At 67.6% G+C, this 21,948-nt stretch carries 20 protein-coding genes; 13 read left to right on the top strand and 7 right to left on the bottom strand.

Translation table 11 applies throughout. From position 1 onward, the window contains the following. Positions 1-18 precede the first annotated feature (18 nt). From ASE70_RS21045 to ASE70_RS00290, 11 genes are all read left to right on the top strand, one after another. A complete protein-coding gene (locus ASE70_RS21045; RefSeq protein ID WP_056403073.1) occupies positions 19-294 on the top strand; it encodes an STAS domain-containing protein in 276 nt (91 codons plus the stop codon). After that, on the top strand, positions 291-659 hold the full coding sequence (locus ASE70_RS00335) for a response regulator (protein ID WP_055995518.1): 369 nt from the start codon (positions 291-293) through the stop codon (positions 657-659). The genes ASE70_RS21045 and ASE70_RS00335 overlap by 4 nt, the downstream gene beginning before the upstream one ends. Then, entirely contained in the window at positions 659-2,650 is a 1,992-nt protein-coding gene (locus ASE70_RS00330; RefSeq protein ID WP_443024815.1) for a chemotaxis protein CheA, read from the top strand. Before ASE70_RS00335 ends, ASE70_RS00330 begins: the two co-directional genes overlap by 1 nt. Then, positions 2,637-3,161, top strand: a complete 525-nt coding sequence (locus ASE70_RS00325; protein ID WP_056403067.1) for a chemotaxis protein CheW — start codon at positions 2,637-2,639, stop codon at positions 3,159-3,161. Before ASE70_RS00330 ends, ASE70_RS00325 begins: the two co-directional genes overlap by 14 nt. A 22-nt stretch (positions 3,162-3,183) precedes the next feature. After that, complete coding sequence (locus ASE70_RS00320; protein WP_056500211.1) at positions 3,184-4,986, top strand: methyl-accepting chemotaxis protein; 1,803 nt, start codon at positions 3,184-3,186, stop codon at positions 4,984-4,986. Continuing rightward, the gene (locus ASE70_RS00315) at positions 4,983-5,462 is read left to right on the top strand and encodes a chemotaxis protein CheW (protein WP_082450463.1); all 480 of its coding nucleotides are present in this window, start codon (positions 4,983-4,985) and stop codon (positions 5,460-5,462) included. Before ASE70_RS00320 ends, ASE70_RS00315 begins: the two co-directional genes overlap by 4 nt. 91 nt (positions 5,463-5,553) lie before the next feature. Continuing rightward, positions 5,554-7,485 carry a methyl-accepting chemotaxis protein gene (locus tag ASE70_RS00310; protein ID WP_235519481.1) on the top strand — a complete coding sequence of 644 codons (1,932 nt, stop codon included), beginning with the start codon at positions 5,554-5,556 and terminating at the stop codon, positions 7,483-7,485. A gap of 79 nt (positions 7,486-7,564) precedes the next feature. Next, the gene (locus ASE70_RS00305) at positions 7,565-8,413 is read left to right on the top strand and encodes a CheR family methyltransferase (protein ID WP_056500208.1); all 849 of its coding nucleotides are present in this window, start codon (positions 7,565-7,567) and stop codon (positions 8,411-8,413) included. Between the two features lie 2 nt (positions 8,414-8,415). Then, on the top strand, positions 8,416-9,492 hold the full coding sequence (locus ASE70_RS00300) for a protein-glutamate methylesterase/protein-glutamine glutaminase (RefSeq protein ID WP_056500206.1): 1,077 nt from the start codon (positions 8,416-8,418) through the stop codon (positions 9,490-9,492). 45 nt (positions 9,493-9,537) lie between these two features. Continuing rightward, complete coding sequence (locus ASE70_RS00295) at positions 9,538-11,229, top strand: hypothetical protein (protein WP_056500204.1); 1,692 nt, start codon at positions 9,538-9,540, stop codon at positions 11,227-11,229. 82 nt (positions 11,230-11,311) lie between these two features. Further along, a complete protein-coding gene (locus ASE70_RS00290; RefSeq protein ID WP_056500202.1) occupies positions 11,312-11,890 on the top strand; it encodes a biliverdin-producing heme oxygenase in 579 nt (192 codons plus the stop codon). Here the strand turns inward: ASE70_RS00290 and ASE70_RS00285 are convergent. Genes ASE70_RS00285 through ASE70_RS00265 form a run of 5 tightly spaced genes read right to left on the bottom strand, consistent with a single transcriptional unit; the run spans position 11,867 to position 17,354 of the window. Next, the gene (locus ASE70_RS00285; protein ID WP_056403055.1) at positions 11,867-12,475 is read right to left on the bottom strand and encodes a TetR/AcrR family transcriptional regulator; all 609 of its coding nucleotides are present in this window, start codon (positions 12,473-12,475) and stop codon (positions 11,867-11,869) included. The genes ASE70_RS00290 and ASE70_RS00285 overlap by 24 nt on opposite strands. Before the next feature lie 54 nt (positions 12,476-12,529). Next, a complete protein-coding gene (locus ASE70_RS00280; RefSeq protein ID WP_056500762.1) occupies positions 12,530-13,915 on the bottom strand; it encodes a sensor histidine kinase in 1,386 nt (461 codons plus the stop codon). 5 nt (positions 13,916-13,920) lie between these two features. Then, positions 13,921-15,015 carry a DUF2336 domain-containing protein gene (locus ASE70_RS00275; protein ID WP_056500200.1) on the bottom strand — a complete coding sequence of 365 codons (1,095 nt, stop codon included), beginning with the start codon at positions 15,013-15,015 and terminating at the stop codon, positions 13,921-13,923. Positions 15,016-15,050: 35 nt separating this feature from the next. Continuing rightward, entirely contained in the window at positions 15,051-16,223 is a 1,173-nt protein-coding gene (locus ASE70_RS00270) for a hypothetical protein (RefSeq protein WP_056403046.1), read from the bottom strand. A 9-nt stretch (positions 16,224-16,232) separates the two neighbouring features. Beyond that, a complete protein-coding gene (locus ASE70_RS00265; protein ID WP_082450514.1) occupies positions 16,233-17,354 on the bottom strand; it encodes an anhydro-N-acetylmuramic acid kinase in 1,122 nt (373 codons plus the stop codon). A gap of 113 nt (positions 17,355-17,467) precedes the next feature. On the opposite strand from ASE70_RS00265, the gene tyrS reads away from it, so the two are divergent. Continuing rightward, entirely contained in the window at positions 17,468-18,694 is a 1,227-nt protein-coding gene (gene tyrS / locus ASE70_RS00260; RefSeq protein ID WP_056500756.1) for a tyrosine--tRNA ligase, read from the top strand. A 144-nt stretch (positions 18,695-18,838) separates the two neighbouring features. On the opposite strand, the gene ASE70_RS00255 is transcribed toward tyrS, so the two are convergent. Together ASE70_RS00255 and recG are read right to left on the bottom strand one after the other, a co-directional pair. Beyond that, entirely contained in the window at positions 18,839-19,279 is a 441-nt protein-coding gene (locus ASE70_RS00255) for a DMT family transporter (RefSeq protein WP_056500196.1), read from the bottom strand. Positions 19,280-19,526: 247 nt separating this feature from the next. Next, on the bottom strand, positions 19,527-21,587 hold the full coding sequence (gene recG / locus ASE70_RS00250; RefSeq protein ID WP_056403039.1) for an ATP-dependent DNA helicase RecG: 2,061 nt from the start codon (positions 21,585-21,587) through the stop codon (positions 19,527-19,529). 70 nt (positions 21,588-21,657) lie between these two features. Between recG and ASE70_RS00245 the strand changes: the two genes are divergently transcribed. Continuing rightward, positions 21,658-21,924, top strand: a complete 267-nt coding sequence (locus ASE70_RS00245; protein WP_056403036.1) for an FAD assembly factor SdhE — start codon at positions 21,658-21,660, stop codon at positions 21,922-21,924. Positions 21,925-21,948 lie beyond the last annotated feature (24 nt).

Genomic DNA, 21,948 nt, shown 5'->3' with positions numbered 1-21,948 from the left:
GTACCCGCCAACTTGTCGATGGCCAATATCGGTGCCGTCGCCGATGAACTGCGCGTTCTTCCACCGGACGGGGACATCGTCCTCGACGTCGCCGATCTGGCTGCCCCGGACCTCAGCGTCCTGCAGCTGATCGAAAGCCTGCGTGTGGAGGCCCGGCTGCATGGCGGCACCGTTCGTCTTGCCGCGCCGGCCAACGACGCGCTCACCGCCCTGCTGCGCCGTGCCGGCTTCGCCGACGCACCGATGCCGGCTGCCGATCATGATTTCTGGTTTCACGGAGTATCCCTGCAATGACCGCCTCGATCCTCGCCGTCGATGATTCCGCCAGCCTGCGCATGGCGATCCGCATCGCCCTGTCCGGTGCCGGCTACACGGTCACCGAGGCCGGCGACGGTGTGGAAGGTCTGGCCAAGGCGACCGCGACCAAGTTCGACATGATCGTCACCGATCTGAACATGCCCAACATGGACGGGCTGTCGATGATCCGCGAACTGCGCAAGCAGCCGGCGCAGGCCGGGGTGCCGATCATCTTCCTGACCACCGAATCCGATCCGGAGATGAAGAACCAGGCCAAGGCCGCCGGTGCCACCGGCTGGCTGGTCAAGCCGTTCGTCCCCGATCAGCTGGTCAAGATCGCCCGCAAGGTGCTGGGCCGGTGATGGCCGACGATCCGATCGCTGCTTTCCGCGTGGAGGCCGGCGAGGTGCTCGACCAGGTGGAACAGGGGTTGCTCGACCTCGGCCACCGGCTGGACGACATGGACCTCGTCAACGCCGTGTTTCGCGGGCTGCACACGCTGAAGGGCTCGGGCGCGATGTTCGGCTTCGACGCGCTCGCGGGCTTCACCCACCACTGCGAAACCGCGTTCGACCGCGTCCGCAAGGGACAGGTCCCCGCCACTGCCGGGCTCGTCTCGGTAATCCTGTCGGCGCAGGACCATATGCGCGCGCTGGTCGACGGCGATGCGCCCGCTGCCGAAGGCGACGCGATCCTCGCCCGCCTGCAACAGGCGATCGACGAAGCGTCGGGCACCGCCCCCGCCCCCGCCGCCGCAAAGGCACCGACCCGGACCGGGTGGCAGATCGCGTTCAGCCTGCCGGTCGATGCGATGGCCAACGGCACCAACCCGCTGATGCTGCTCGACGAACTGCGCGAACTGGGCGACTGCACCATCGTCGCCACGACCGACAAGGTCCCGCCGCTGTCGACGCTGGTTCCGACCGAATGCCATATCGGCTGGAACGTCACGCTGGTCGGCGACGTCAAGCGCGACGATATCGAGGATGTCTTCATCTTCGTGATGGACGACATGGTATTGTCGATCGAGCCGCTCGCCGTGGAGGACACCGACGACGCGCCGGCCGACGCCGTCACGATCGACGGAGCGCCGGTCGCCGAGGATATCGTCGCGATCGCCTCGATGGTCGCCATCGCACCGCCCGCCGACACCCCCGCCGCCCGCTCGACCGCCAGGGCCGAGGAAAGCGTGCGCGTCCCCGCCGGGCGTCTCGACGCGCTGATGGACCGGGTCGGCGAACTGGTGATCGCCCAGAGCCGCCTGTCGCAATGCGCCAACCGGGGTCAGGATCTGGTGCTGCGATCGGTTTCCGAAGAGATCGAACGGCTTGCCGGCGAATTGCGCGACACGATGATGGTGATGCGCATGGTGCCGGTCGGATCGCTGTTCTCGCGCTTCCGCCGCCTGATCCACGATCTGGCGCGCGACACCGGCAAGACGATCGAATTCGACACCGCCGGCGAAGCGACCGAAGTCGACAAGACCGTGATCGAACGCCTGTTCGACCCGATGGTCCATCTGGTCCGCAACAGCTGCGACCATGGCCTCGAAACGCCCGACGACCGGGTCGCCGCCGGCAAGCCCGCCGCCGGTTCGGTCAAGCTCGCCGCGCATCAGGCCGGCGGCGAGGTCGTCATCACCATCCGCGACGACGGCCGTGGCATCAACCGGGCCCGCGTCCGTGCCAAGGCAGAGGCGAACGGCCTGATCCAGCCCGATCAGGCGCTGAGCGACCACGACCTGCTCCAGATGATCTTCGCGCCCGGTTTCTCGACCGCCGCGACCGTCACCAGCCTGTCGGGTCGCGGTGTCGGCATGGACGTGGTGAAGCGGACGATCGAGGGCTTACGCGGATCGATCGACGTACAGTCGACCGAGGGCGAGGGATCGCTGATCGCGCTGCGCATTCCGCTGACGCTGGCGATCATCGACGGTCTGCTCGTGCGCGTCGGCACCGGCCGCTACGTCATTCCGCTGACCGCGGTCGAGGAATGTATCGAACTGTCGCTGGAGGACGATCTGCGCCATCGCGGTCGCAGCCTCATCACCCTGCGCGAAAAGCTGGTCCCGTTCCTGCGCCTGCGCGAGATGTTCGCCACCGATACCCGCCCCGATCCGTTCCAGAAGATCGTCGTCGTATCGACGCCGCAGGGCCGGGTCGGCCTCGTCGTCGACCAGATCATCGGCAACCATCAGACGGTCATCAAGCCGATGTCGGCGCTCCACCGCGACGCCGCCACCTTTGCCGGCGCGACGATCCTCGGCGATGGCGAGGTCGCGCTGATCCTCGACATCGCCCAGCTCATCGCGCTCGGCCAGCCTCGTGAGGAGACGCTGCGTGCAGCCGGTTGAGAACCACCAGGCCGCCGGCCTGGTCCCATGGAACAGCGACGATCAGCTCGAAGTGCTGGTCTTCGACCTCGGCGGACAGAGCTTCGCCCTCGAAGCGGTGCTGGTCCGCGAAATCCTCGACATGATGCCCGAAACGCGGGTGCCGGGTGCGCCGGCGCTGGTCGGCAACGTCATCAACTTTCGCGGGCGGATCATCCCGCTGGCCGACCTGCATCCGGCGTTCGGCATGGACGTGTCGACCTCGACCAAGGACAGCCGGATCGTCGTCATCGAAATCGAGCTCGACGGCGTACCGACGATCATCGGCCTGCGCACCGACAAGGTGCACGAAGTCGCGACCTTCGCGGCGACCAGCAGCGAGACCGCGCCGGTCGTCGGTCTGCGCTGGCGGCGCGAACATGTCCGCTCGCTGGTCCGGCACGGCGACGACGACATCGTCGTGCTGCCCGACCTTACCGCGATCTTCCAATCGATTACCCGCGACCATGCCGTCGCTTCATCCATTCACTGATCCCTAAAGGGGGGATAGAATCATGCGTGCAACGTTGAAGATGAAGCTCGGCGTCACTTTCGGAGTGATGATCGCCCTGCTGCTGGCGGTGGTTACGATCGGTATCACCAAGATGGGGACGATGAACCAGGGTTTCGTCGAACTCATCGACGGTCCGGTGTCGCGCCAGAACCGCAACCTGACGATCAAGGTTACGCTCAACGAACTGCTGCGTCTCGAAAAGAACATGGCGCTGAGCGACGACATGACGTTTGTCGGTCAGCTCGATCAGGAATCGGTCGCAAAGGTTGCCCAGCTCGATCAGATGATCGCGGTCGCGATCCAGAAGACCGCCGAACGGTCCAGGCCGGACTGGGCGAAGGTCGACGCGAACTGGCAGGAGTACAAGGGCGTCAACGCCAAGATCCGGACGCTCGCACTGGCCAACAACGATGCCGACGCAGCCCGTATGACGCTGACGACGTCGCGCGAACTGATGAAGAAAATGTCCGCGTCGTTGGACGTTCTCATTCAGCGCAGCAGCGAGAAGATGGCGGAATCCCGGGCCGAGAGCGAAGCGGCTTACAGCAGCGCGCGGACGATGCTGATGACGGCAGCCGTGATTGCCGTCCTGATCGCCATGGGTGGCGCGGTGTGGATCAGCATGATCGTGTCGCGTGGTCTGAAGCGGGTCGGCGGCGCGCTCGACGCGGTTGCCACCGGCGACCTCGACAACGACGTGACCGTCACCAGCAATGACGAGATCAAGGACCTTGTCGACACCGTCAACCGGATGACCATTGCCTTGCGCAAATCCGCGACGCTGGCCGATGCGATCGCCAAGGGCGACCTGACCGTCGAGCACACGCCGCTGTCGGACAAGGACAGACTGGGCCATTCGCTGGTGTCGATGGTCGAGCGGCTTCGCAGCGTCGTGGGCGACGCGTCGGGCGCGGCGGACAATGTCGCCTCCGGCAGCCAACAGCTTTCGGCTTCGTCCGAACAGGTGAGCCAGGGCGCGACCGAACAGGCCGCCGCTGCGGAAGAGGCTTCGGCGTCGATGGAGCAGATGGCGGCCAACATCAAACAGAATGCCGACAATGCCGCCCAGACCGAAAAGATAGCGCGCCAGTCGTCGAAGGATGCCGAGGCCAGCGGTGTCGCGGTCGAACGCGCCGTCGGTGCGATGCGGACGATCGCGCAGAAGATTGGCATCGTGCAGGAGATCGCCCGCCAGACCGACCTGCTGGCGCTGAACGCGGCGGTGGAAGCAGCCCGTGCCGGCGAACATGGTCGCGGCTTTGCGGTCGTCGCTTCGGAAGTCCGCAAGCTGGCCGAACGCAGCCAGACTGCGGCCGCCGAAATCAGCGCGGTATCGGGTGATACCGTACAGGCAGCGGCGCAGGCCGGCGAGATGCTGACCAGGCTGGTCCCCGACATCCGCCGGACCGCCGAACTGGTGTCCGAAATCAGCGCGGCCTGCCGCGAACAGGACATCGGTGCGTCGCAGATCAACCAGGCGCTGCAACAGCTCGATCAGGTAACGCAGCAGAACGCATCGGCCTCCGAACAGATCACCTCGACGTCCGAGGAACTGGCCGGACAGGCCGAGGAACTGCAGTCGAGCATCGCTTTCTTCCGGATCGACGATGGTTCGGTCGCGGCGACGAAGCGCCCCGCCCCGGCCAAATCCGCAAAGGCCAGGACGGCACCCGCACCCAAGCCCAAGGCAAAGGCCAAGGCGAACTCGGTCGCTGACCAGCAGGCCCGCGCCCGTGGCTTCGCGCTCGACCTGATGCAGGGCGGGCCGGACGGGGACGACGCCGCCTTCGGACGCGCGGCATGACCGGCGCGGCACCGGTGCAGGTCGTCACCTTCGGCCTGGGGGAAGAGGTGTTCGCGGTCTCCGTGACCATGGTCCGCGAGATCCTCGATTATACGCCCGCCTTTCGCGTACCCGGCGGACCGGCATGGATGCTGGGCCTGACCGATGTGCGGGGTCAGGGGGTGCCGATGGTCGACCTGCGCACCCGGCTCGGCCTGTCGCCGGTCGAACCGACGCTGGCCACCCGCGTGCTGATCGTCGACGTCGCCCTGCCCGACCGGACGCTCGCGCTCGGTCTGGTGGTCGACCGGGTGATCGCGGTCGCGACCTTCGAACGCGACCGGCTGGAATCCGCACCCGATGTCGGGATGCGCTGGCGGTCCGACTATATCCAAGGGGTGGTTCGCGAAGCCGACGGCTTCGTCGTCATCATCGACACGGCGGAAATTTTTTCCAACGACGACCCCGCGATCGCGACCCTCGCCGCCGCGGCCTGAACCCGTCGCCGTGTCGCATCGGGCGGCGGGATGCGACACGGCCGGCAATCCACCGGCCGCCAACCAGAAAACAGAAAAGAGGATGCCCACCATGTCGATGTTCGCGCAGTTCAAACGTTCCGCCCGGCCCGCCACGGCGATTGCCGAGATCCACGCCCTGACCCGTTCCATCGCCGCCGGCGACCTGTCGCAACGGCTGCGCGAGGATGCGGCGACCGACGAGGCGCGGGACCTCCTGGCCGCGGTCAACGCCATGCTCGACACCGCGCTCGCCCCGGTTTCCCGGCTCGATGCGGCGGTGGGCCATGTTCTGGCCGAGCATGATCGCGGCGACATCGACGTACTGTTGCAGACCGACGCCTTTCCCGGCGATGTCGGGCGGATCGCGAGCCAGGTGAACCGGCTGGTCACGGCGCATATCGATACGAAGAAGGCGGCGTTGGGCTGCGTTCGCGAACTGGCGAACGGCCATTTCGATGTGCCGTTCGATCGCCTGCCGGGCAAGAAGGCGTTCATCAACGACACGATCGAAACGCTGCGTGGCAATCTGCGCATGCTGATCGCCGAAATGAACCATATGTCGGCCGAACATGATCGCGGCGACATCGACGTACAGGTCGCTGTCGACAAATTCCCCGGCGACTTCCGCACGATGGCGATCGGCATCAATACCATGGTCGCCGGCCATATCGCGGTGAAGAAAAAGGCGATGGCCTGCCTCAAGGCGTTCGGCGAGGGCGATTTCGAAGCGACGCTCGAACCCTTCCCCGGCAAGAAAGCCTTCATCAACGAAACCATCGAAACGCTGCGCAGCAATTTCAAGGAAATCTCCGGCGAAATCCGTCGCCTGATCGGCGCGGCAACCGCCGGTCGGCTGAACGAACGCGGCGACGCCGCGCGGTTCGCCGGGGACTATGCCGCCATCATCGCCGGCATCAACGGGATGCTCGACGCGATCATCCTGCCGATCGCCGAGGGCAATCGCGTACTCGACCGCGTCAGCACCGGCGACCTGACCGGCCGGGTCGAGATCGCGTGCGACGGCGATCATCAGCGGATGAAGGACGCCATCAACCGTCTGGTCGACAATCTGTCGAAATTCGCGAACGAGGTGGCATCCGCTTCCGATCAGGTCGCCGCAGGCAGCCAGCAGCTGTCGGCTTCGTCCGAACAGGTGAGCCAGGGCGCGACCGAACAGGCCGCCGCCGCCGAGGAAGCATCGGCGGCGATGGAAGAGATGGCGGCCAACATCAAACAGAATGCCGACAATGCCGCCCAGACCGAGAAGATCGCGCGCCAGTCGTCGAAGGACGCCGAGGCCAGCGGCCTTGCGGTCGACCGCGCCGTCTCCGCGATGCGCACCATCGCCGAAAAGATCGGCATCGTGCAGGAAATTGCACGGCAGACCGACCTGCTGGCGCTGAACGCCGCGGTCGAGGCGGCACGGGCCGGCGAACATGGTCGCGGGTTCGCGGTCGTCGCTTCCGAAGTCCGCAAGCTCGCCGAACGCAGCCAGAGTGCCGCCGCCGAGATCAACGCCGTCTCGTCCGACACGGTCAAGGCCGCCGGCCAGGCAGGCGAGATGCTGACCAAGCTGGTCCCCGACATCCGTCGCACCGCCGAACTGGTGTCCGAGATCAGCGCGGCCTGCCGCGAACAGGACATTGGCGCATCGCAGATCAACCAGGCGTTGCAACAGCTGGATCAGGTGACGCAACAGAACGCATCGGCATCGGACCAGATTTCGTCGACCGCCGACGAACTGGCGGGCGAGGCGGAGGAACTGCAGACCAGCATCGCCTTCTTCCAACGGGCCGATGGCCCGGCGAAGGCACCGGCGACCGTGGCGACGGCTCCCGCGCGGCGTGCACCGGCCAAGGGCAAGGCGAAGACGCCCAAGGCACCGGTCAAGGCGCGTGCCGGCAACATCGCCGAGCAGCAGTCCCGCGTCCGTGGCTTCGCACTCGATCTGTCGCAGGGCGGCAGCGATGCCGAAGACGCCGATTTCAGCCGGGCGGCATAACCGCCGCCCTGCGCCTTGCCCGCCCCCGGAGCTGACGACGTGACCGTCGCCGCCACGTCGATCGATTGGAACCTGCCCGATGTCCGCACTGCCCGCCCTGTCTCCCGATCAGGATCGACTGAGCCCGCTTAAATTCGCGCGGCTGTCGGCGCTGATCTTCGATAAGACGGGGATCAAGATGCCCCCCAGCAAGGCGACCATGTTGCAGGGCCGGTTGCAACGGCGGATGCGCGAGGTCGCTATCGACACGCTGGATGCCTATTGCGATCATCTGTTCGACGGCAGCGCGCACCCCGACGAGATGATCCACCTCATCAATGCGGTGACGACGAACAAGACCGACTTCTTCCGTGAACCCGGCCATTTCGACTTCATGGCGCAGACCGCGCTGCCGACGCTGGCCGATACCGGCCAGCGCCGCATCCGGGCGTGGAGCGCCGCCTGTTCGACCGGGGCCGAACCGTACACGATGGCGATGGTGCTGGACCAGTTCGCGCAGAAGAGCGGGGTGGATTACGGCATCCTCGCGACCGACATCGATACCGCCGTGCTCGAAACCGCCCGGCGCGGCATTTATCCGGCGGAGCTGATCGAACCGGTGCCGGCGGCCCTGCGGCAACGCTATGTCGCCACGTCGCGCGACCGTCGGTCGAGCCAGGCGCGGATCGTGCCGGCGCTGCGCTCCGCGATCGGGTTCGCCCGGCTGAACCTGATGGATGCCAGCTATCCGGTCGGTGCGCCGATGGACATCATCTTCTGTCGCAACGTGCTGATCTATTTCGACAAGGAGACGCAGGAAAAGGTGGTGCGCCGGCTGTGCGACTGCCTGCGTCCCGGCGGCTATCTGTTCCTTGGCCATTCGGAATCGATCGCCGGCATGGACCTGCCGGTCTCGACCGTTTCCTACACCGTTTTCATGAAGGACTGAGCATGGCCAAGATCCGCGTCCTTGTGATCGACGACAGCGCCAGCGTGCGCCAGGCGATGACCGCCATCCTGAACGAAGACCCCGAGATCGAGGTGATCGCCGCTGCCGCCGATCCCTTTGCCGCCGCGCGGTACATTCAGGAGGAAATACCCGACGTCATCACCCTCGACGTCGAAATGCCGCGCATGGACGGCGTGACGTTCCTGCGCAAGCTGATGAGCCAGAAGCCGATTCCCGTGGTGATGTGCTCGTCGCTGGTCGAGGAAGGGTCGGAAACGCTGCTGCATGCACTGGAAGCCGGCGCGGTCGACGTGATCCTGAAACCGCGCCTGGGCGTCGCCGACCACCTGAACGATTCCAAGATGCGTATCCGCGACACGGTGAAGGGTGCGGCCCGCGCCCGGCTGCGGTCGCGCAGCGCATCGGGCCGCATCAGTTCGCCCCCCGAAAAGCTCACCGCCGATGCCGTCCTGCCGCCGCCCACCGGCCGCGCGATGAGCCGCACGACCGAAATGGTCGTGTGCATCGGCGCGTCGACCGGCGGGACCGAGGCGCTGCGCGAGGTGCTGGAGGCACTGCCCGCCAACTCGCCCGGCATCGTCATCGTCCAGCATATGCCCGAAAGCTTCACCCGCGCCTTCGCGAAACGGCTGAACGGCCTGTGCCAGGTCGACGTGAAGGAGGCCGAGGACGGCGATACGGTGATGCGCGGCCATGTGCTGATCGCGCCCGGCGGCCTGCGCCATACCCTGCTCGAACGGCAGGGTGCGCGCTATGTCGTGGCGGTCCGCGAAGGGCCGCTGGTCTCGCGCCATCGTCCGTCGGTCGACGTGCTGTTCCGGTCGGCGGCGCGCAACGCCGGGTCGAACGCGGTCGGGATCATCATGACCGGTATGGGCGACGACGGCGCGCGCGGCCTGCTGGAGATGAAGCAGGCCGGTGCCCGCACCTTCGCCCAGGACGAAGCGACCTCGATCGTGTTCGGCATGCCCAAGGAAGCGATCGCGCGCGGTGCCGCCGATCGGGTCGTACCGCTTCAGAATATCGCCCGCGAATTGCTGATGGCCACGGCGCGATGATCGCTGCCCCCGCCTCCAGCCGCCCTCTCGCCTAGGACCTACGTGATGCAGCATTTACGGATCGACACGGCGCAGGCGATGACGATCGAGGCAGCCGATCTGAAGCGGATGCTCGCCCTGATGGCGGCGAGCATGGATGCGCGCTTCGTCCGCGCCGGCACGACGCTCGCGACCGCAATCGACACGATCGACCGCATCATCACCTCGATCGAGGGGGTGACCGGGGCGCTCGACGAAAGCGTCGCGGGTATCGCCGTCACCAGCCTGAAGGACGTCGCCGCGCAGCTCGACGCGCTGCCGGCGGTACAGGCCGAACGCGAAGCCGACATGGCGCGCATCGGCACCGCCTCGCGCGTGCTGCGCGACCATGTGATGGACATGCGGCAGGCGCTGCGCGTGCTCCACATCTATGGCATGAATATCAAGATCGCCGCGTCGGGCGAGGCCGCATTCGTCGGCTTCGTCAACGACATGGGCCAGCGGCTGGCAGCGGGTGAGGAACATCTCGAAGGCTTCCTCGCCAAGCTGAAGGAATTGTCGGGCAGCGTCGGCAGCGTGCAGCAGGCCGGCCGCCTGCTCGCGACCGAGGCGAAGAAGATCCTGCCCGCCGTACCCAAGCGGCTGACCCACGACGCCGACGCGCTGCACGGCCATCTGGGCAATGTCGCCGCCATGGCGCGCGAAGTGGCGTCGATCGCCCGCACCGTGCAAGGCCGCGTCGCGACGATGCTGGGTGCGTTGCAGGTCGGCGACAGCACACGCCAGCGGGTGGAACATGTCGTCTCGGCGCTGCAACTGCTCGACGGGCTGACCCTCGCCGAACCGGCGCACGAGGAAGTCACCGGCGTCGTCCACCATCTGCTCGCCGCGCTGCTGGAGGCGAGTTCAGTCGATTTCGACCGCGACGCATCGCTGCTGGTCGCGTCGCTCAAGGCATTGCAGCCCGACACCCACGGCCTGCTGACCCTGATCGAGGACGATGGCGGCAGCAACGGCCGCCCGTTCCTGATGCAGATCGATCAGGCGGTCGGCGAGATCGCGATCCTGACCGGACAGTTGCAGGAAGCCGACCAGCGTTCGGCATCGATGCTGGGCCTCATCACCGAAACGGTCGACGAACTGACCGGTCGCCTCGAACATCTTCAGCGCGTCCAGTTCAACGTTCAGGACATCGCCACCAACACCCGCCTGCTGTGCCGTCGCCATGGCGATCTGGGCAAGGCGGTGTCGGTCGTCGCGGGCGAGGTGGACATCTATGCCCATTCGCTCGGCAACGCCATGCGCGGCATCGGCCAGCCGATCCACGAACTGGCCCAGGTCAACGCCGCGCTCGCCGCCAAGCGCGACAATAGCATCGGGGGCGATATGGGTACCAAGCTGGCCCAGGCGCTGAGCGTTATCCGCGAGGGGTGCCAGCGCACCGACATGGCGGTGCGCGAAGGCGGCGACGACGCCCGGCAGCTGCTCGAGCTGTTGACCATCACCGGCGACGAGATCGGTGCCGAACTGGCGCTGGGCGCGACGATGCGACAGGCGGCGATCGTGCTGTCGGCCAGCACGCTGTCGCCCGACCTGTCCGACGACGCGCTGGACACGCTCGGCACGCTGCTGCCGCAGATCGCCACGCTCTACACCATGGCGCAGGAACGCGACATTCACGCGGCGAACGTCCCCCCCGGCTTCGCGGTCGCAAGCGCGGTCGTCGAGGAAGACGAGGACGACGACGGGCTCTTCTGAGAAGCCGTCTGACCGGATGCGGCCTGCTTCTCACCGAAGCGGGCCGCTATCCCCGGCGCGGGGAAACCGCTAGAGCGCGGGCGTGTCCACCCCCGTGCCCCCGACCCGATCGCAACGCCTGAAGACCGCGACCACCGACCTGCACGACCGGCTCGATGCGCGGATCATGGCGCTCAATCCCTTCGCAGCGCCCGAACGCTATGTCCGGTTCCTGCGCGTGCAGCAGGCGTTTCACGACGCGCTCGCCCCGCTCCATGCCGAACCGGCGTTACGGGCGCTGATCCCCGATCTGGCGGAACGCGATCGCTCCGCCGCGATCGCCGCCGATCTGCGCGACGTCGCACTCCCGCCGCCCGCGTTGCCCGATGCCGATCCGGTGCCGGCCGACCTGCCCGCCGCGCTCGGCTGGCTCTACGTCGCCGAAGGATCGTCGCTGGGCGCGGCGTTCCTGATCAAGGCGGCGCAGCGCATCGGCTTCGACGCCGATCATGGCGCGCGCCACCTTGCCGGCCATCCCGATGGTCGCGCCGCACACTGGCGACGCTTCACCGCCGTGATCGACGCTGCGGCGATGACCGATGCGGAGGAGGCACGCATGATCGATGCCGCGCGCGCCGCCTTCGCCCGGTTCCGTGCGCTAACCGAGGCGGCCTTCGCCTGACGCGACGGCCAGCGTCTCGCGCACGCGGGCCAGCGCCATCTCGACCGGCTCCGCCTCCCCCATCAGCGCGAAGCTGCCGGTCAGGTCGAACATGCAATGGCCGTGGACGGTCGCTACCAACGAGCGGGCGAGATGCGGCACTTCCGGTGCCTTTTCCGCTGGCAGCACCGCCGCGATTTCGCGGATCACGATCCGGGTAAGTTCGCCGCGCTGGCGGTGATCTTCGTCGGGCAACACGAAATCGCCGGGCAGATGATGGTCATAGATTGCCAGCCACAGATTGCGGTTGGTCCGCGCGAACGCGAAATAGCTTTCGACCAGACAGCGGATGCGGTCGCCGCCGCTCGCCGCCAGCATCGCCTCCAGATCCCTCGCCCAGAGGCCGAAGGTTCGCGTGTTCAGCGCGACGACGAACCGGTCGTAACTGCCGAAGACGTTGTAGAGCGTGCCGATCGAATAGCCGATCCGCTTGGCGACCTCACGCGCCGAAAACCGTGCGAACCCGACCTCGGCCAGATGCCGATGCCCCTCGACCAGCAGCATGCGTTCGATCTCCGCGCGGCTGTGATCCGACCTGCGTCCCATGGCGCGGGTGATAGCATCGAACGCGGGCGAAGCGACCGCGAAAGTGGCGCATTCTTACCCCGCCGGCGCGTCGAACCGCCCCGGCAGCACCAGCACGAACCGCGCGCCCTGTCCCGGCGCACTGTCGACCAGGATGTCGCCGCCCATCGCCCGTGCCAGCCGCCGCGCGATATACAGGCCAAGGCCGCTGCCCCCCGCCTCGGTCGGGTCGACCCGGCCGAACTTCGCGAAGATGCGCTCGTGATCGGCGGCGGCGATGCCCTTGCCCTGATCGGCGACGATCACGCAGGCATTGTCGCCATCGCGTTCCAGCCGGATCCACACCGTGCCGGTCGGCGGCGAATATCGCACCGCATTGCCGATCAGGTTGACCATGACCTGCAACACCCGCCGGAACTCGCCATGCGCGGGCAGCGAATCGTCGAACGACGGCCGATCGATCCGGACATTGCCCTGCACCGCCCGCACCGCCAGCAATCCCGCCGCCCGTCGCGCGACATCGGCCAGGTCGATCGCCTCGTCCGCGACCTCGAAATCGGTCCGCTCGATCGCCGACAAATCCTCCAGATCGTCGACCAGCCCCATCAGGTGGCGGCCGGCACTGGCGATATCGGCGGCATAGGCGACATAGTCGTCGCGCAACGGACCATCGGCCTGCGCCGACATGCTGTCGGCATTGGCGATGATCCGCCCCAGCGGATGGCGCAGCGCCCGCCCGATCCGCCGGCTGAACCCGTCGGGCAGGTCGGTGTTCGGCTCGCCGGCAGGCGTCGTGAAGGGGGCCGGTGGTGGTGGATCGATCGCATGGACCGCGCCGTCGAACCCGGCGAACTGACCGCGCGCGTCGATCCGCGGCACCGCCGACAGCCGGACCCGGTGCCGCGTGCCGCGAATACCCGCCTCCTGCCCGTCGAACCGCGCCTGCGACGCCAGCGCGCCCAGGATCGGAAACCCGCCCTCGCCATCGTCGCTTAGCGAAAACAGGCGGGTGATCGGCTGCCCCAGCACCGTCTGCGAATCGAACCCGAACCGGTCCCCGGCCTGATCCGATACATGGGTCAGGTGCAGCGCCGCATCGGTCGTCCACATCCAGTCGGCATCGGCGCGCAGGAAATCAGCGGCGCGGCGCGGGGCGTGGACCGCCTCCCACGGCGCGCCCGCCTGCCAGCCGCTGACCTCCAGCCGGATGCCGAGTTCGTCGGGTTCGGCGCGCACCGTCAGCGTCACGTCGTCATCGCCATCGGCAGCGACGATCGCCCGGGTCAGCGGAATGCCCAGCCGCCGGACCAGCCGCACCAGCGCGGCGATCTGCGGTACCGCGACCGCTCGCCCCTGCCCACCGCCGGCCCGGCGGTTCAGATCGGCCAGCCGCGGTTCGGCGTCGAGCAACAGCCCGTCCGCCGACAGCCGCCCGATGGCGGGCGCCGCGCCTAACCGCATATCGATCACTCAGCAGATCCCAACGCCAACATCGCGGCGTGATATTCCGCATCCAGCGCCATCGGGGCAAGTGCCACGCGCGCCGCTTCGGGCGTTACCGCCATGATACTGTCGATCCGGTCGGCGAATTGTTCGATATCGCGCAGCGGCTCGGCCTCGGTCAGGGCAAAACCGATGCGCGCGATCGTCGCCCGATCGGTGGCCAGCGCCCGCAGCACGACCCATAGCCGCGCACCGTCGATATCGGTCACCAGATCGCGGACCCGGTCGAATGCCAGCCCGCTCGCCCGCGCAACGAACGCGACGAACAGCACCAGCCGCCCGTCGCCGATCGCCTCGGTCAACAACGCGGGCACTTCCTCGCCCTGCGCATCAATCGCCTGTGCCAGCCGCATCGCCGCGATCTCCAGCGGCACCAGTTCGCCCTGCATGTCGATCGCGCGGCGCACCGCTTCGGCCAGCGCAGCGTCGAGCGCACCGATCGCCTCGCCCGCCGGCACCGATTCGCGCAGCGCCGCCGCGACCCACCATGCGATCCGGGCATGGAGCGGCCGGACCAGATCGACTGCCGCGACGCCGCCATCGATCACCGACCCGCGCCGCGCCTGCGCCGCCAGCATCGCGATCGCAGCGGCGGAGACCAGCCGGTCGCTCGCCTGTGCCAGCCGTGCGATCATCGTCGGCCGGTCCCCGACCTCGATCACCATCGTCGGCAGCGCGCGGGCAATCGTGTCGAGCCGGACGCGGGCGAACAACTCGCCGAACAGCGCCGGATCGCGAAACAGCCCCGCCCGCCGGACGCGGCCGAAGGTCGACGGCACCATCCGCAGCCCCTGCGCCACCTCCGGCTGCCCGCGCGAGGTAAGCAGCCGCACGGCATGGTCGCGGATCTCTGCCTCGACGCTGGCGACGGTCGCGCGCATCGTCGCGTCGAGCCGCGCCGCCGTGCGATCGTCGATCCGGGCGTCGACAGGCAGGTGGAAATGATCGGCGGCCGCGCGCAATCGACGATGGCCGGCGCGCTCCGCCGCCGCGACATGGTCGAGCAGGTAAGCGGCCGAAGCATCGGCATCGCGGGTATCGAGCAGATCGTCGGACATGGTACTCGCATTAACCAATGGCGGTTAAGGCGATCCTAAGCCCGACGCCGCAAATGTTCGATAGCATGGGCAAGCGTAACGCCTGCATGAACCGCGACCAATGCCAGCCCCGCCGTCACGATGCCAGCCAGTGCGAATGGCGCAACCAGTACCAAAGCCGTCGCCGCCGTCGCCGCCCAGGGCGGTCGCGGTGCCGGAATCCGTCGCGTCAGGATCGTCACGACGACCCCCGTCAGCGCCAGTACCGCCGCCGTTCCCGCCGACACGATCAGCGACTGGACCAGCCCGATCCCAAGGATTCCTGCCACTCCAAGTACTTCCAGCCCGCGTTCCTGCAAGGCGGCATGACCGTCCTCGCCGCGCAGCCAGCCAAGCAGCGAACCCGCCGACAGCAGCACCATCGCCATGAACAGCAACACCGCCGCGCCACCGACGTCCCAAAATGGGATCGCGGCCAACCCGAAAAGGCCGAGCACGCCGCCGGCGATACCGACCGCGATATCGGGCACCTTGCGCCGGACCAGCAACGGCAGGACCAGCCGCGTGACCGGGGTGAAGACGAACCGGTCGATCCATCCGGTGCGCTGTTCGGCCAGCGACGCCAGCACATCCTTGCTGCGCACCTCCAGCGTGCCGGCATCGCGCTCGACCCCGTGCCCCGACCGCGCGGCCTTGGCCGGCAGCAGGACGTGCTTTGCGCGGGCCTGTGTCGCGACGCGCAGCAGTGTGGACTGGAAATCATATTCACGCGGCAGCCGGGCGGCGTCCTCCAGCCGATCGACCGACAGCGTCGCGACCCCGGCCCAGCAATGCCCCGAATCGACCCGCTCGACCGATGTCGCATCGCCGGTCGGGGTAACCAGCAGCGTGTCGGCGGGTTCCAGCGCCATGTTGGCGACCACCGCGTCGGTCGTGACCAGCCCGTCGGCCAGCGCGACGATGACCGCAAGCGGGTGCGCCTTGGCCTTCGCTTCCTCGGCCGACCGCACGATATCGACGGTCGTCCCGCGCCGCCCGATGCGATTGACCGCCGCCGCCAGCGCGGGCGTCATCCGCCCCACCGCGACCAGCAATTGTGCCGCGCCCGCCGCGATCAACAATCGTGCCTGATATTCGATCAGGCTCATACCGCCGAACGGCAGGGTCGCCGCCAGCACGCCCGGCTGGTGTTCGGCTTCTTCGGTCGCGAAAATCAGGCCGGTGAGCATCGCGTCCGGTTAGGCGGTCACGACCCGCAACGCCAGCCCCGCCCGCGTCGCCCGGTACAGGGTGCCGCCGGTCAGTGGCGCGGGAACACCGGTCGTCCCCGGAAAGGTGATCGGCAATCCTCTGAGCGACCGCACCGCCAGATACGCGAACCCCTCCGCCTCCAGTGCGTCGCCGTCCCAGCCATGGGTGTCGCTCGGCTCGACGATGACGCCGGCACGCTCGGCGATCATCCGCAGCATCACCGGATTATGCCGTCCGCCCCCGCCGACGATCAGCCGCGTCGGTCGCGCCGGCAGCCGGTCGATCGCCTCGGCGACGCAGGCGGCGGTGAACGCGGTCAGCGTCGCCGCCCCGTCCGCCGGCGACAGTCCGCGCGCCGGCTGGATGGTAAAATCGTGCCGGTCGAGCGACTTGGGGACGGCCAGGTCGAAGAACGGATGGTCGAGCATCGCGGTCAGCACCGCCGCATCGACCTGCCCCGACGCGGCCAGCGCACCGCCTTCGTCAAAGCGCGCGCCGCTTTCCGCCTCGACCCAGCTATCGACCAGACCATTGGCCGGCCCGGTATCGAACGCGACCAGATCGTCGCCGTCGCCGACATAGGTGATGTTGCCGACTCCGCCGAGGTTCAGCACCGCGACCGGCCGCGCCATCCCCGCCGCCCGCGCAGCATGATAGACCGGCAGCAACGGCGCCCCCTGCCCACCGGCCCGCACGTCGTCGACCCGCAGGTCGGCGACAACATCGATCCCGGTCGCCGCCGCCAGTGCCGCGCCGTCGCCCAGCTGCCATGTCCAGCCCTTGTCGGGACGATGCGCGACCGTCTGGCCATGAAAGCCGATCACATCGACCGACCGCGCCTCGACCCCCGCCCGCTCCAGCAGCGCGGCGACGGCGGCCGCATGAGTGCGCGTCAGCAACGTCTCGGCCCGCTCGATCAACGGATGCTCGCCCGGATCGTTGAACAGAAGCGCCAGCTCCGTCGCAGCGGACAAGGCAGCGCGGTCCTCATCGCTGTACGGCGTACCGACGAACGCCACCGGCCGCACGTCGCGCTCGCCATCGGTTTCGAGCAGCGCCGCGTCGATCCCGTCGAGCGAGGTTCCAGACATCAGACCGATCGCAAGCATGGACTTCTCCGCCGGGCGTTCATCCCGCCCCATACACGCTTCATACCACTATCCCGGCAAGCGCGAAGTCGAGATCCGTGGACTTTGGTGCGGTGGCGACGCTACACGGCCGCATGACCGCATACACGTCCGACCTGCTGCGCACCCTGTCCGAACGGGGCTATATCCATCAGCTGACCGATGCCGCCGGCCTTGACGCGCTGGCGAACCGGCAGGTCGTACCGGGCTATATCGGCTTCGATCCGACCGCGCCGTCGCTGCACGTCGGCAATCTGGTCTCCGTCATGCTCCTGCGCCGGATGCAGCAGGCCGGGCACAAGCCGATCGTGCTGATGGGCGGCGGCACCGGCAAGATCGGGGACCCCAGCTTCAAGGACGAAGCCCGCAAGCTGTTGGCCGAAGACGGCATTTCCGCCAACGTCGCGTCGATCAAGCGCATCTTCGAACGCTTCCTGACCTTTGGCGACGGTCCGACCGATGCCGTCATGTTCGACAATGCCGAATGGCTCGACCGGCTCGAATATATCCCGTTCCTGCGCGAGGTCGGGCAGCATTTCTCGGTCAACCGCATGCTGTCGTTCGATTCGGTGAAGCTGCGCCTCGATCGCGAACAGTCGCTGTCGTTCCTCGAATTCAACTACATGATCCTGCAGGCCTATGACTTCCGCGAATTGTCGCAGCGTCACGGCTGTCGCCTGCAAATGGGCGGCAGCGATCAGTGGGGCAATATCGTCAACGGCATCGAACTTGGCCGCCGCATGGACGGGACCGAAGTGTACGGCGTCACCACGCCGCTGATCACCAAGGCCGACGGCAGCAAGATGGGCAAATCGGTCGATGGCGCGATCTGGCTGCACGAGGACCAGCTGCCGCATTTCGATTACTGGCAATTCTGGCGCAATACCGACGACCGCGATGTCGGCCGCTTCCTGCGCCTGTTCACCGACCTGCCCTTGGGCGAGATCGCCCGGCTGGAGGCGTTGCAGGGTGCCGAGATCAACGAGGCGAAGAAGATCCTCGCCAACGAAGCGACCGCCATGTGTCGCGGTGCCGATGCCGCGTCACAGGCCGCCGAAACCGCGCGCCGAACGTTCGAAGAGGGCTCGGCGGGCGACACGCTCCCGACCTTCGGCGTCAGCGGCGCGATCAACGTCGTCGACGCGCTGGTCGCACTGAACCTCGCCGCGTCGAAGGGTGAGGCACGCCGCCTGATCAAGGGCGGCGGCGCGCGCGTCGATGGCGAGCGGGTCGTCGATGAAGCGCAGGTTATCGCCGTCGACGCACCGGTGCGCGTATCGGCGGGGAAAAAGAATCACGGCCTGCTGACGCCGGCGGCCTGACTTCTCCCCACCCATTCCGTTTGGTTCGAGCAGCTTCGAGCGAAGTCGAGAAGCGTCCGTCGAGAACGCCGTAGTTTAGGGCACCCCCATCTCGACTACGGTTCTCGACAAGCTCGAAGCAAACGGAGGAGGTTGAGGAAGGGCTCAGCCCCGCCGGATCAGCACCGCCCCCACCAGCACCAGCCCGACCCCGGCCAACCGTACCGCGCTGATCGGCGTTCGCGGCAGGCCGATCAGCCCGAAGCGATCGATGACGACCGCCGCGACCACCTGCGCCGCGATCATGATCGTCAGCATCGACGCCAGCCCCAGCCGCGGCGCGGCGAACGCCGCCGCCGCGACGAAGAACGCGCCATAGGCTCCACCCATAAACATCCACGGCCGCGCATCACGCAGGTTCGCCAGCGGCGTTCGGTCGGCCATCAACCACACGCCCGTCAGGATCACCGTCCCGACCGCGAACGACACCAGCGCCGCCAGCAACACCGACCCGATGCTCCGCCCGAGCGCAGCGTTGGTCGACGGCTGGACGGCAAGGCCGATACCGCCGAGCAGGGCGACGATCAGGGGAGCAAGGGCGTTCATGGGAGCTGCGCTATCGCGGCCCCATCACCGCGACAACCTTCTTGTCGTCATTCCGGCGAAAGCCGGAATCTACGGAGACGGTGACGTTTCGCCTACGTCGTAAACACCCGACACAATGGATTCCGGCCTGCGCCGGAATGACGGGCGTGCGGGTGAATGCTCGCCGCAAAAACTCGTCATTCCCGCGCAGGCGGGAATCCATACACATCAACCGTTCGGCTCCACCCGCACGGCAGCGACCAGACCATCACCCCGATCGCAACCGCCCGACGCCCGCATCCCGCTCGAACAGATACAGCGCCACTCGCGCCGCCTGCCCCCGTGGCCCCTCCAGCCCACCATCCCGATCGACCAGCAACCGCGCATCGGCATTGGCGACCGGCAGCAACTCGCCCAGCATCTCGGGGCTGGCCAACCGGAACATCGCCTCGCCCGACTGCCGCGTGCCCAGCAACTCGCCGCCACCGCGCAGCCGCAAATCCTCCTCGGCGATGCGAAAGCCGTCATTGCTCTCGCGCATCAGCGCCAGCCGCGCGCGCGACGTCTCCGACAGGCTGTTCCCCCGCAACAACAGGCACACCGACTTGCCGCCACCCCGCCCGACCCGCCCGCGCAACTGGTGCAACTGCGCCAACCCGAACCGGTCCGCCGCCTCGATCACGATCAGCGTCGCATTAGGCACATCGACCCCAACCTCGATCACCGTCGTCGCGACCAGCACGCCTGCGCGCGCCGCCGAGAACTCGGCCATCACCGCGTCCTTCTCCAGCGGCTTCATCCGTCCATGGACCAGCGCCACCTTGTCGCCGAACCGCTGGCGCAGCGCCTCGGCCCGCGCCTCGGCGGCAGCAAGGTCGGACTTCTCGCTCTCCTCGACCAGCGGGCACACCCAATAGGCCTGCTTCCCCGCCGACAAATGCCGCGCAAGGCCGTCGATCACCGCGTCGAGCTTGTCCTCCGACATCACCACCGTCTCTACGGCCTCGCGCCCCGGCGGCATTTCGTCCAGCCGGCTGACGTCCATCTCGCCATATTGCGCCAGCGTCAGCGTGCGCGGGATCGGCGTCGCGGTCATCACCAGCAGATGCGGCGGCCGCACCGCCTTCGCCTGCAACATCATCCGCTGCGCCACGCCGAAACGATGCTGTTCGTCGACCACCACCAGCCCCAGATCGCGATACGCCACCGCTTCCTGAAAGATCGCGTGCGTGCCGATCAGAATGTCGATCGACCCGTCAGCCAACCCCATCAGCACGCCCTCGCGCACCCGCCCCTTGTCACGGCCCGTCAGCGCGGCGACGGTGACCCCGGTCCCCGCCAATTGCCGCTGCAACGTCGCATAATGTTGCCGCGCAAGGATTTCGGTCGGGGCGAGCAACGCCCCTTGCGCCCCGCCCTCGACCGCGATCAGCAGCGCCATCAGCGCGACCAGCGTCTTGCCCGACCCGACATCACCCTGCAGCAGCCGCAGCATCGGCTGGGTCTGCGCCATATCGCCCTCGATCTCGCCGATCGTCCGCGACTGCGCACCGGTCGGCGTGTACGGCAGGTCGAGTTTGGCCCGCAGCCGCCCGTCGCCGGTCAGCGACCGCCCCTTACGCGCCCGTGCTTCACCCCGCACCAGCAACAGCGCCAACTGGTTGGCGAACACCTCGTCATAGGCCAGCCGCTCGCGCGCCCTGGCATCGGCCGGGTCGGCATGGATACGCGCCAGCGCCTCCTTCCACGCCGGCCACTCCCGCTTGGCAAGCAAACTCGGCTCGATCCATTCGGGCAGCTCGGGCGCTCGCTCGATCGCCTGCGCCGCCAGCAGCCCGACCCGGCGCGACGTCAGCCCTTCGGACAGCGGATACACGCCCTCGCGCTCGGGCAACGATTCCGCTTCTTCGAGCGGCAGCACATGGTCGGGATGGACCATCTGCAATTCCTGGCCGTACGTCTCCAGCTTGCCCGACACCAACCGCGTTTCGCCCAGCGGGAACAGCTTCTTCACCCAACCCGACGATCCGCCGAAATAGGTCAGGTTGACGATGTTGCCGTGTTTGTCCGCCGCATGGACCCGCGTCGGCCCGCGCCCCGCGCTGACCCGGTAATCGGTCGCGGTCAGCGGGATCGCGATCACCCGACCGGCATCCTGCGTCATCAATTCGTCGCGCCGCAGCCGGTCGACCCACCCGCTCGGCAGGTGGAACGCGACGTCGACCACGCGCCGCAGCTTCAACCGGTCGAGCGGTTTGGCCAGCGCCGGCCCCACGCCTTTCAACGTGATGACTTCGGCAAACAGCGGGTTGAGCAGATCGGGACGCATGACTATCTGGTCCTATATCCGAACCGGCGGCCGCTGCCAGCGTCCGTCGGTCTATCGCCATTGGAGTCCCATGGACCGCGAGACCCGCCTCAAGCGCCTGAAATTCCGCAGCTGGCATCGCGGCACCCGCGAAGCCGACCTGATGATCGGCGGCTATTTCGACGCGCACGCCGCGACATGGAGCGACGCGGACATGGACTGGTTCGAGGTATTTCTCGAGGAACAGGACGTCGACATCATGGCATGGGCGATGGGCGTCCAGCCCGCCCCGACGCAGTTCGACCATCCCGTCCTGCACGCGATGCGGAAAATGGATTTTGTGCCCGTTTCGCGCTGACTCCCTCTCCCCTTCAGGGGAGAG

Origin of the sequence: Sphingomonas sp. Leaf22 (genome assembly GCF_001421715.1) — a bacterium.
Classification (GTDB): domain Bacteria; phylum Pseudomonadota; class Alphaproteobacteria; order Sphingomonadales; family Sphingomonadaceae; genus Sphingomonas.
Note: the sequence above shows the minus strand (reverse complement) of the source record. Positions and strands in the feature narration are given on the sequence as shown.

What these genes read in the sequence shown, in the direction of transcription:
- ASE70_RS21045 (WP_056403073.1), top strand. Translation starts at nt 19, where the DNA reads ATGGCCAATATCGGTGCCGTCGCCGATGAACTGCGCGTTCTTCCACCG.
- ASE70_RS00335 (WP_055995518.1), top strand. Translation starts at nt 291, where the DNA reads ATGACCGCCTCGATCCTCGCCGTCGATGATTCCGCCAGCCTGCGCATG.
- ASE70_RS00330 (WP_443024815.1), top strand. Translation starts at nt 659, where the DNA reads ATGGCCGACGATCCGATCGCTGCTTTCCGCGTGGAGGCCGGCGAGGTG.
- ASE70_RS00320 (WP_056500211.1), top strand. Translation starts at nt 3,184, where the DNA reads ATGCGTGCAACGTTGAAGATGAAGCTCGGCGTCACTTTCGGAGTGATG.
- ASE70_RS00315 (WP_082450463.1), top strand. Translation starts at nt 4,983, where the DNA reads ATGACCGGCGCGGCACCGGTGCAGGTCGTCACCTTCGGCCTGGGGGAA.
- ASE70_RS00310 (WP_235519481.1), top strand. Translation starts at nt 5,554, where the DNA reads ATGTCGATGTTCGCGCAGTTCAAACGTTCCGCCCGGCCCGCCACGGCG.
- ASE70_RS00305 (WP_056500208.1), top strand. Translation starts at nt 7,565, where the DNA reads ATGTCCGCACTGCCCGCCCTGTCTCCCGATCAGGATCGACTGAGCCCG.
- ASE70_RS00300 (WP_056500206.1), top strand. Translation starts at nt 8,416, where the DNA reads ATGGCCAAGATCCGCGTCCTTGTGATCGACGACAGCGCCAGCGTGCGC.
- ASE70_RS00295 (WP_056500204.1), top strand. Translation starts at nt 9,538, where the DNA reads ATGCAGCATTTACGGATCGACACGGCGCAGGCGATGACGATCGAGGCA.
- ASE70_RS00285 (WP_056403055.1), bottom strand. Translation starts at nt 12,475, where the DNA reads ATGGGACGCAGGTCGGATCACAGCCGCGCGGAGATCGAACGCATGCTG.
- ASE70_RS00280 (WP_056500762.1), bottom strand. Translation starts at nt 13,915, where the DNA reads ATGCGGTTAGGCGCGGCGCCCGCCATCGGGCGGCTGTCGGCGGACGGG.
- ASE70_RS00275 (WP_056500200.1), bottom strand. Translation starts at nt 15,015, where the DNA reads ATGTCCGACGATCTGCTCGATACCCGCGATGCCGATGCTTCGGCCGCT.
- ASE70_RS00270 (WP_056403046.1), bottom strand. Translation starts at nt 16,223, where the DNA reads ATGCTCACCGGCCTGATTTTCGCGACCGAAGAAGCCGAACACCAGCCG.
- ASE70_RS00265 (WP_082450514.1), bottom strand. Translation starts at nt 17,354, where the DNA reads ATGCTTGCGATCGGTCTGATGTCTGGAACCTCGCTCGACGGGATCGAC.
- tyrS (WP_056500756.1), top strand. Translation starts at nt 17,468, where the DNA reads ATGACCGCATACACGTCCGACCTGCTGCGCACCCTGTCCGAACGGGGC.
- ASE70_RS00255 (WP_056500196.1), bottom strand. Translation starts at nt 19,279, where the DNA reads ATGAACGCCCTTGCTCCCCTGATCGTCGCCCTGCTCGGCGGTATCGGC.
- recG (WP_056403039.1), bottom strand. Translation starts at nt 21,587, where the DNA reads ATGCGTCCCGATCTGCTCAACCCGCTGTTTGCCGAAGTCATCACGTTG.
- ASE70_RS00245 (WP_056403036.1), top strand. Translation starts at nt 21,658, where the DNA reads ATGGACCGCGAGACCCGCCTCAAGCGCCTGAAATTCCGCAGCTGGCAT.